At 71.6% G+C, this 9458-nt stretch carries 8 protein-coding genes; 7 read left to right on the forward strand and 1 reads right to left on the reverse strand.

What is annotated here, in order from left to right; genetic code table 11:
* The first annotated feature begins 7 nt into the window (after positions 1-7).
* A complete protein-coding gene (locus BM041_RS23865) occupies positions 8-715 on the forward strand; it encodes a trypsin-like serine peptidase (protein ID WP_092962416.1) in 708 nt (235 codons plus the stop codon).
* 186 nt (positions 716-901) lie between these two features.
* Here BM041_RS23865 and BM041_RS23870 read toward each other — a convergent pair whose 3' ends face one another.
* A complete protein-coding gene (locus BM041_RS23870; protein ID WP_175534127.1) occupies positions 902-3388 on the reverse strand; it encodes a hybrid sensor histidine kinase/response regulator in 2487 nt (828 codons plus the stop codon).
* 376 nt (positions 3389-3764) lie between these two features.
* On the opposite strand from BM041_RS23870, the gene BM041_RS23875 reads away from it, so the two are divergent.
* The 6 genes from BM041_RS23875 to BM041_RS23900 all read left to right on the forward strand — a co-directional run.
* Positions 3765-4439, forward strand: a complete 675-nt coding sequence (locus BM041_RS23875) for a substrate-binding periplasmic protein (protein ID WP_217648828.1) — start codon at positions 3765-3767, stop codon at positions 4437-4439.
* A 97-nt stretch (positions 4440-4536) separates the two neighbouring features.
* Positions 4537-5508 carry a tripartite tricarboxylate transporter substrate binding protein gene (locus tag BM041_RS23880; RefSeq protein WP_092962419.1) on the forward strand — a complete coding sequence of 324 codons (972 nt, stop codon included), beginning with the start codon at positions 4537-4539 and terminating at the stop codon, positions 5506-5508.
* 66 nt (positions 5509-5574) lie between these two features.
* The gene (locus BM041_RS23885) at positions 5575-6564 is read left to right on the forward strand and encodes a Bug family tripartite tricarboxylate transporter substrate binding protein (RefSeq protein WP_092962420.1); all 990 of its coding nucleotides are present in this window, start codon (positions 5575-5577) and stop codon (positions 6562-6564) included.
* A gap of 69 nt (positions 6565-6633) precedes the next feature.
* Positions 6634-7590: an acetyl-CoA carboxylase carboxyltransferase subunit alpha gene (locus BM041_RS23890; protein ID WP_092962421.1), complete on the forward strand. Its 957-nt coding sequence runs from the start codon at positions 6634-6636 to the stop codon at positions 7588-7590.
* Between the two features lie 30 nt (positions 7591-7620).
* Positions 7621-9114: an MFS transporter gene (locus BM041_RS23895; RefSeq protein ID WP_092962422.1), complete on the forward strand. Its 1494-nt coding sequence runs from the start codon at positions 7621-7623 to the stop codon at positions 9112-9114.
* 89 nt (positions 9115-9203) lie between these two features.
* Positions 9204-9458, forward strand: a 255-nt coding sequence (locus BM041_RS23900; protein ID WP_245762243.1) for a helix-turn-helix domain-containing protein, incomplete at its 3' end; no start/stop codon positions are given.

The following is a 9458-nucleotide window of genomic DNA, read 5'->3' on the forward strand; positions in this document are numbered from 1 at the left end:
CTGGCGCATGCGCCCCAAGCTGATCCTCGCCCTGCTCCTCCCGGCCGTCACCGCGGCGCAGCCCCTGCCTCGCCCCGGCCTCGACCCGGCGGCGGAGGCCCGCCAGGCCGTCGATATCCGCGCCGCCCCCTGGTCCAGCCTGGTGCGCGTGCAGACCGAGGCCGGCACGCGCTGCACCGGCGCCCTGATCGCCCCCGATCGCGTGCTGACCGCGGCCCATTGCCTGGTGGCGCCGCAAACCGGCAATCCGGTGCTGGCCAGCCGCACCCATGTGCTGGCCGGCTATGATCGCGGCGAATTCCGCGCCCATGCGACGGCGCGGGAGATCCGCCTCGGCCCGGGCTTCGACCCGGCCTCGCGCGGGCCTTTCGGCGCGGATTGGGCGCTGCTGCGCCTCGCCGCCCCACTGCCCGGCCCCGTTCTGCCGCGCGCGGCCCTACCCGCCGCCGGCACGCCCGCCATGCTGGCCGGCTTCCAGCAGGACCGCGCCCATGTGCTGCTGGCCGACACGAATTGCGCCATCGCGGCGCCGCTGCGGGACGAGGCGCATCGCCTGCTGATCCGCCATGGCTGCGCCGCCACGCGCGGCGCCTCCGGCGGTCCGCTGCTGGTCAGGCAGGGGGATGGCTGGGCCATCGCCGGCATCGCCGCCGGCGCGCAGCGCCAGGCCCGCGGCGGCTTGGCCGTGGCGCTGGAGGGGCTGGATCTCGATTGACCGCCAGCGGCACCAAGGATAATATGCCTAAATCCCCGGCCGGGCCATGCCCACCCACCCCGCCGCCCGCCAGCCCCGTGCCCCGAAATGCGGTTCTAAACACGCATAAATGGCATAATCGGCTAAAAGGGCAGTATTCCTAAAAAATACCGCGATTGGCCCGCCAGGCCCTTGATTCCGCAGGGATCACGCGGCCTGGGACCCCGCCGCCTTCGGCGCCAGGCCCAGCTTGCGCAGCAGCAGGTCCCGCTGCACGGGCTTGCCCACATAATCGTCCATCCCCGCCTCCCGGCATTGCCGTTCGAATTCGGGGCCGACTGCGGCGGTCAGGCCGATGATATGGGTGCGGCGGTTGGGGCCGGGATGGCCGCGGATGCCGCGCGTGGCTTCCAGCCCGTCCATCACGGGCATCTGCAGGTCCATCAGGATCACGTCGTACTGCGCGGCGCGGGCGGCGGTCACGGCCTGCTGGCCATCGCCCGCCACCACCACGGAAGCGCCGGCACGGCTCAGGATGGTCTTCATCACCAGCTGGTTGGTCGGGTTGTCCTCCACCAGCAGCACCCGCACCTGCGGCCCCGGCGCGGCATCGACGGCGACCGGCGCCTCCACCCGGGGGGCGGGCGCGGCCACGGGTCGGGGCGGCGCCAGCGCCACCAGCAGCGCGTCCCGCAGCCTGGTCGGCAAGGCGGGCTTCAGCAGCAGCCCGTCCAGCACGCCCTGGCCGTTGGCTTCCCGCGAATCGGTGGAGCCGGAGGCGCAGAGCAGCAGGCGCGGCCGGCCGAAGGCGTCCCATTCCTGCCGGATGCGCCGCGCGAGGGCGAGCCCGTCGCCATCCGGCAACTGCCCGTCCAGCACCGCGGCCTCGAACGGCCGGCCCTGGGACGCCGCCTGGCGCAGCGCCGCCAGCGCGGTGCCGCCATCGGCCACCGCGATCGCCTCCGCCCCCATGCCGGCGAGTTGCCGGACCATGATCTCCCGGTTCAGGGGCAAATCGTCCACCACCAGGATGCGGCGGCCGGCCAGGCCCGTCAGCGGCAGCTGGTCGCCCTCCACCCGCCCGATCTTGACGGTGAAGCGGAAGATGCTGCCGCCGCCATTGCGCACGCCGGCCAGGCGCGGCACCGCCTCGATGCCCCCGCCCATCTCCTCGGCGAGTTTCTTGCAGATCGCGAGGCCGAGGCCCGTGCCGCCATACTTCCGGCGAATGGAGGCATCGGCCTGGGTGAAGCGTTCGAAGAGCATGCCGATCTTGTCGCGCTCGATCCCGATCCCGGTGTCGGAGACGGAGACGCGCAGCCGCCAGTAATCCAGCTCCGCCTCAATGGAGATCGCGACCTGGATCCAGCCGGTCTCCGTGAACTTGATGGCGTTGCCCACCAGGTTGAACAGCATCTGCCGGATGCGCCCGGGGTCGCCCACCACCTTGTGGGGCAGGTCGGGGGCGAGCGCGCAGACCAGTTCCACCCCCTTCGCGGCCGCGCGGGGGGCAAACAGCTCCACGATCGTGGCGATCTCCTGCTCCACGTTGAAGGGCACGCTTTCCAGTTGCAGCGCGCCGGCTTCGAGCTTGGAGAAGTCGAGGATGTCGTTCAGCACCATCATCAGGTGCTCGGCGCTGCCCTGGATCGTCTCCGCATAGCGGCGCTGCACGGGGTCGAGGCCCGTGTCCAGCAGCAGGCCGGTCATGCCGATCACGCCGTTCATCGGCGTGCGGATCTCATGGCTCATGGAGGCGAGGAATTCCTCCTTCGCCCGGCTGGCGGCGACGGCGGCGCGTTCGCTCTCCGTCAGGCGCTGGCCCTGCATCTTGAGGGCCTGGGCCTGGCGCACCAGCAGCCACAGCGCCACCAGCGTGACCACCGCGGCGGCGGCGACGCCCGCGGCCAGCAGGGCGCCGAGGCGATTGGCGGTATCCAGCGCATCGACGCGGCTGCGCGCCGTCTCCACCACGAAGGTGCCCTGGCGGGTGACGGCGAAGGAGGCGACGACCTCCGACGCATCCTGGTCCACGCCGGCCCAGGTCCCGGTCTCCCGCCGCGGCAGGAAGTCCCGGAAGATCCAGGAGGATGAATTGAGCTCCCCCACCCCCTGCGTCGCGCCGTCGGACCGCGCCAGCAGCAGGCCCTGGAAGGAATGGACGCGGACGATGGCGCCGAAGGCATCGGCATGGCGCCGCGCCACGCCCACCAGATAGTCCGGGTTCAGCACGACGACGATGGCGCCCTGGAATTCGCCCCGCGCGCCGCGCATCGCGCGGGCATAGGGGATGGAATAGAGCCCGCCGGCCTGGGCGATGGTCCGCCCCTGCGGCCCGATGAAGCGCCCCGGTTCCGGCGCGCCGAGCCGCAGCGCCTGGTTGCCGAAGCGCAGCAGGCGGAACCATTCGCGGTCCGCTACCGATGCCTCCCGCAGCCCCTCCACGGAACTCGCGATGATGAAGCCCTGCGCGTCCGTGATCAGCAGGGCGCGCATCTGCGGCACATCCCGGATCCGGCCGGTGATCTGGCGGGTGACGGTGGCGGGGTCGGTCTCCACCAGCCGCTCCGCCACGTCCATCACGACCAGGTCCACGGTCTGCATCGCGCGGGTCAGCTGGTCCGCCAGCCCGGCGGCCACGCCCTGGGTCAACCGTTCCGCTTCCGCGATGGCATCCTGTTGGCCGCGGTGCATTAAGATGCTGTAGATGCCCAGCAGGCATAGGGCGACGAGGCCGACCGCCGCCGAGAAGAGCAGCCACGGGCGCGGCTCGCTTGGCTTCGGCGCACCGAGGCCAAGAGAACGCCTGAAGGCGGCACGGAGTAGGGCGATGCGTGGGACCATCTTTGCGACAGCCATTATCGGCCTGTTCGTCTTTTTTTGCGAGCGCGGTGAAGGCGTTCTGGCGCAAACAACGATACCGCAACAGTCCGGCTCCGGTACACCCTTGATTCCGGCTCAGAATCCGCCGGCCATCCCGAACACCGCTGCGGCCACGCCCCCCGCCGCCGCCCCGGCAAGGGCGGAGCGACTGCCCATTATTCGCGCCAGAGGCGAAGTCCGGGTCTGCATGTGGCCGGAATACTTCGCCATCTCCTACCGCAACCCGCGGAACGGGGAGCTGGAGGGGATCGACATCGACATGGCCCGCGCGCTCGCCGCCCGGCTGAATGTCCGCCTGACCTTCGTCGAGACGAATTTCGGCGAGTTCATGGACAGGATCGACGACGGCGCCTGCGACATCGCCATGATGGCGGTGGGCATCACCCCGCCGCGGGCGCAGCGGATCGCCTTCTCCAAGCCCTACCTGGCCAGCCCCGTCTATGCGGTGACGACGCGCACCAACACCCGCATCCAGGCCTGGCGGGACATCGACAGCCCCGGCACCGTGGTCGCGGTGGCCGCCGGCACCATCATGGAACCGCTGATGCGCGATTCGCTCCGCAACGCGGAACTCATGGTCGTGCGCATGCCGCGGACGCGGGAGGGGGAGATCCTGTCCGGTCGCGCCGACGTCTTCATGTCCGACTACCCCTACACCCGCCGCATGGTGCTGATGCATGACTGGGCCCGCGTCATCGACCCGCCCGGCCGCTTCGGGGAAACGCTCTACGCCTACGCCGTGCAGCGCAACGACCCGGCCTGGCTGAACGAGGTGAATGCCTTCCTGGAACGCGCGCGGCTGGACGGCACCATCACCCGGTCCGCCACCCGCCACGGGCTGGCACCCATCCTGCTGCCCTGAGCGAGGCGGCGGGAGTCGCCTGCCCGGGGTCGCTTGCGGGCCGCCGCGGGCGCTGTCACATGACCGTCACTTAACGACCCAAACGGGAGACGACGTCATGTTCACCCGCCGCCGCGCGCTGACGGCCGCCCTCGCCGCCCCTGCCCTGCTGCCGCGCGTCGCCGCCGCGCAGGTCGCCTGGACCCCCGACCGGGGCCTGACCATGATTGTCGCCTTCGCCGCCGGCGGGGGCACGGACCTCGCGGCGCGGACCATCGCGCGGTTCATGGAACGCGACCTCGGCCAGCCCGTGGTGGTGCTAAACCGCCCCGGCGCGGGGGGCGAGATCGGCTTCACCGAACTGGCCCGCGCGCGGCCGGACGGCCTCACCATCGGCTTCATCAACACGCCCCATATCGTCACGCTGCCGATCGAGCGGCGGACGCGCTTCCAGCTCTCCGACTTCACGCTGATCGGCAACATCGTGGACGATCCGGGCGGGCTCTGGGTGATGGCCGACAGCCCCTACCGGACGCTGGAGGATCTGCTGGCCGCAGCCCGCGCGCGGCCGGAGACGATCGGCTACGGCACCACCGGCATCGGGTCCGACGACCACCTGGCGATGCTGGCGCTGGAACGGGCGAGCGGCGCCAAGTTCCTCCATGTGCCCTTCGGCGGCAGCGCCCAGGTCAAGCAGAACCTCCTCTCCCGCGCCATTCCGGTCGGCGTGATGAATGTGGCGGAGGGGGTGAACGAGATGAACCAGGGCGTGCTGCGGCCCCTGGCGCAAATGGGGGAGACGCGGTGGCAGCCCCTCGCGCAGGTGCCGACGCTGCGGGAGAAGGGCTTCGACGTGATCGAGGGTTCGATGCGCGGCATGGCGGCCCCCGCCGGGCTGCCGGCCCCCGTGCTGGAACGCCTGGCGCTGTCCGTCCGCCGCACGGTGGAACATCCGGAGTTCCAGGCATCCGCCGTGCAGCAGAACCTGCCGCTGCGCTTCCTGGCGCCCGATGCCTATGCGGCGGAGCTGCGCGCGCTGCAGACGCGGTACCAGACCCTCTGGAACGCCCATCCCTGGCGGGAGGGCTGATCGCTTCCCGCTGGCCCCGGGACGCGCGGCGGGCTTTACTGAAAAAAACCCCGCTGGAGGAAACGAATGACCATCACCCGCCGTGGCTTTGCCGCGCTGGCTCCCGCTGGCCTCGCCGCCGCCATACTGCCCTGCCCCGCCTTCGCGCAGGCAGGGGGCGAGTATCCGAACCGCCCCATCCGCATGATCGTGGGCTTCGCGGCCGGCGGCGGCACGGACCTGACGGCCCGCACCATGCAGCCCAAGCTGCAGCAGGCGCTGGGCGGTACCATCCTGATCGACAACCGCCCCGGCGCCGGCGGCAACCTGGCGACCGAGATGACGGTGCGCGCCGCGCCCGATGGCTACACGCTGCTGATGGGCACCATCGCCGCGCTGGCCATCAACCCCACCATCTACCGCAACCTGCCCTTCGACCCGCAGTCGGACCTGACGCCGATCAGCCAGTCCGGCTCCATCCTGAACGTGCTGGTGGTGCCGGCGGACCGCCCCTGGCGCACGGTGGCGGAGCTGATCGCCGCCGCCCGGGCGCGGCCCGACACCATCACCTACGGCTCCTCCGGCGTTGGCGGCGCGGGGCACCTGGCCGGGGCGTTGCTGGACCAGATGGCGGGCATCAAGACGGTGCACGTGCCCTATCGCGGCGGCGGCCCGCTGATGACGGACATGGTCGGCGGCAAGATCGACTATTCCTTCTCCACCGCGCCCACCGCCATCCCGCAGATCGAGGCCGGCAAGCTCCGGGCACTGGCGGTGCCGACGCTGCAGCGGTCATCCCTGATGCCCAACGTGCCGACGGTGGCGGAAACGCTGCCGGGCTACGAGGTCGGCAACTGGTACGCGCTGGTCGGACCGAAGGGGCTGCCCCAGCCGATCGTGGACCGGCTGAACGCCGCCATGCGCGCCACGCTGGCCGACAGCGATGTCCGCGCCCACCTGGCCCGCCACGGGGTGGAGCCCACCCCCTCCTCCCCCGAGGAACTCGCCCGCTTCATCCGGGACGAGACGGCGAAATGGGCGCCCATCGTCCGGGCCAGCGGGGCGAACGCGGATTGAAGCCGGCTTCCTGAGCATGGAGCGGGAGCGCTTCCGCCCGGCACCGTTCCGGGCTAAGCCTCCCGCCCCATGCGCCACTTCCTGGAATTCGAAAAGCCCATCGCCGAGCTCGAAGGCAAGATCGAGGAGCTGCGCCGCGCGACCGACGCCGGCGGCATCGATGTTGCCGAGGAGGTCGGCAAGCTGCGCGACAAGGCGGAGGCGCTGCTGCGCCAGACCTACGCGAAGCTTACGCCCTGGCAGAAGGCGCTGGTCGCCCGCCACCCGGAACGACCCAAGGCGGCGGACTACATCCGCGGCCTGATCGAGGAGTGGACGCCACTCGCCGGCGACCGTGCCTTCGCGGATGACGCCGCGGTGCTGGCGGGGCTCGGGCGCTTCCGGGGCCGCGCCGTCGCGGTGCTCGGCACGGAGAAGGGGCGCGACACCGAAAGCCGGGTGAAGCACAATTTCGGCATGGCGCGGCCGGAGGGATACCGGAAGGCCAAGCGGATCATGGAACTCGCCGGCCGCTTCGGCCTGCCCATCATCAGCTTCGTCGACACCGCCGGCGCCTTCCCGGGGATCGAGGCCGAGGCGCGCGGCCAGGCGGAAGCCATCGCGCGCTCCATCGAGGCCGGGCTCGACGCGCCCGTCCCCTTCGTCGCCACCATCATCGGCGAGGGCGGATCGGGCGGCGCCATCGCGCTGGCCGCGGCCGACCGCGTGCTGATGCTGGAACACGCCATCTATTCCGTCATCTCGCCCGAGGGCTGCGCCAGCATCCTGTGGCGGGACGCCGCCAACGCCCCCCAGGCGGCGGAGGCGCTGCGCCTGACGGCGGAGGACCTGCGCAAGCTCGCCCTCATCGACGCCATCATCCCCGAACCGCTGGGCGGCGCGCATCGCGACCACGCCATGATCCTGGCCGCCGTGTCCCGCCAGGTGTGGGATTGCCTGGAGCCGCTGATGGCGCTGGATGGCGCCACGCTGCGCGCCCGGCGTCGCGAGAAGTTTCTCGAGATGGGCCGCACCGGGGTCGTTTGATCCCGGCGCCCATGGGATGATCCGCGTCGCATGCCCCCTGCCGACGCGCTGATCCCGCCTGCCGAGCTGAAACGGCTTTTCTTCCGCATCTTCCCCGCCGTGGCGCTGGCAATGTTCGGCGCCGCGCTCGATCAGACGCTGGTCGCAGCCGCGCTGCCCGCCATCGCCCGCAGCCTCGGCGATGTGGAGCGGGTTTCCTGGATCGTCGTCCTCTACCTCGTCGCCAATACGGTGGCGGCGCCAGTCTATGGGCGGCTTGGCGATGCCTTCGGGCGGCGGCGCATGCTGCTGGTGGCGCTGGGCTTCTATGCCGCCGGCGCCTGTGCCTGTGCCGTCGCGCCATCGCTGACCTGGCTGGCGGCGGCGCGCATCGTCCAGGGCTTCGGCGGCGGGGGCCTGATCAGCCTATCCGTCGCCCTGATCGCGGAGGTGGTGCCGCCGCGGGAACGCGGGCGCTTCCAGGCCTGGATCGCGGCGGTGTTCACGGGGGCCAGTGCGCTCGGCCCCGTGCTGGGGGGGTTCCTGACCGGGGAGTTCGGCTGGCGCAGCGTCTTCATGCTGCAATTGCCGCTGGCGATCCTGGCGGCCTGGCTGGCGGTAACGCGGCTGACGAACACCGCGAAGGGATCGCCGCGTGGCTTCGCCTTCGACTGGGGCGGCCTGGTGCTGTTCAGCCTGTTCGTGGCGCCCGCCCTGCTGGCGCTGGACCAGGCCCGCAAGCTCACCCCCCTGCCGCTGCTGGTTGCGGGCGCGCTCGCGCTGGTGGCGGGCATCGCACTCTGGCTGCTGCTGCGGCAGGAACGCCGCGCGCCGGACCCGCTGCTGCCGCTGAACCTGCTGGGGGACGCCACGATCTGGCGCACCAACCTCATGACCGGGCTGGTGAACGGCGCCTTCGTCGGCTCCATCGCCTTCCTGCCGATCTACCTGACGACGGTGCGGGGTCTCAGCCCTTCCGAGGTCGGCTTCGCGCTGCTGCCGCTCTCCGCCTGCTCCGGCTTCGGCGCGCTGATGGCCGGGGCGGGGCTGGCGCGGACGGGGCGGACGCTGGTTTGGCCCGCCATCGGGCTGACGGCGGCCGCGATGGCGCTGGCGGTCATCGCGGCGGGGGCGGGCGTGCTGCCCATGCCGGTCCTGGCGGTACTGCTGGCGGTGGCCTCGCTCGGCTTCGGATCCTCCTTCCCCATGGTGCAGGTCACGGTGCAGGTGGCGGCGGGGCGGGAGAGGCTGGGATCGGCCACCGCCTCCGTCCAGTTCAGCCGATCGCTCGGCGCCGCCACGGGCACGGCGCTGCTGGGCGCGGTGCTGTTCGGCGCGCTGGTGGTGGCGCCGGGCGATGCGGCGGGGCTGTTCGTGGCGCTGGTCAACCAGGGCGCGAGCGCGCTGGCCGGGCTGGCACCGGACGGGCGGGCGCTGTTCCAGTCGGAACTGCTGGACGCCTTTCGCGCGCTGTTCGGCGCGGCGGCGCTGCTGACGGCGGTGGCGGCCTGGCTGTGCACGCGGGTACCGCTGCAGCGGGTCTGATACCAGCGCCCTGAATGGCTGACTCGATGGTGATGTTGGTGCGCTGTCGATGTGTGATTCGCTGCGCCTGAGGGCGGAAGGGGCGGATCATGGCGGTGTCGGTAGACCGGAAGGACCATACGGCGTCGGAGTTGCGACGCCTGGCGGCGGGAAGCCGTGACGCCTCGGCGGCGCGCCGCATGCTGGCCCTGGCACTGGTGCTGGAGGGCGTGCCGCGAGCGGTTGCGGCAGAGACCTGCGGGATGGATCGGCAGACGCTGCGGGACTGGGTTCATCGCTACAATGCCGAAGGCGTTTCCGGTCTGTCGAACCGTAAGGAGGGCGTCGGCCGCAAGCCGCTGCTG

Origin of the sequence: Falsiroseomonas stagni DSM 19981, assembly GCF_900114315.1 — a bacterium.
Taxonomy (GTDB): Bacteria; Pseudomonadota; Alphaproteobacteria; order Acetobacterales; family Acetobacteraceae; genus Falsiroseomonas; species Falsiroseomonas stagni.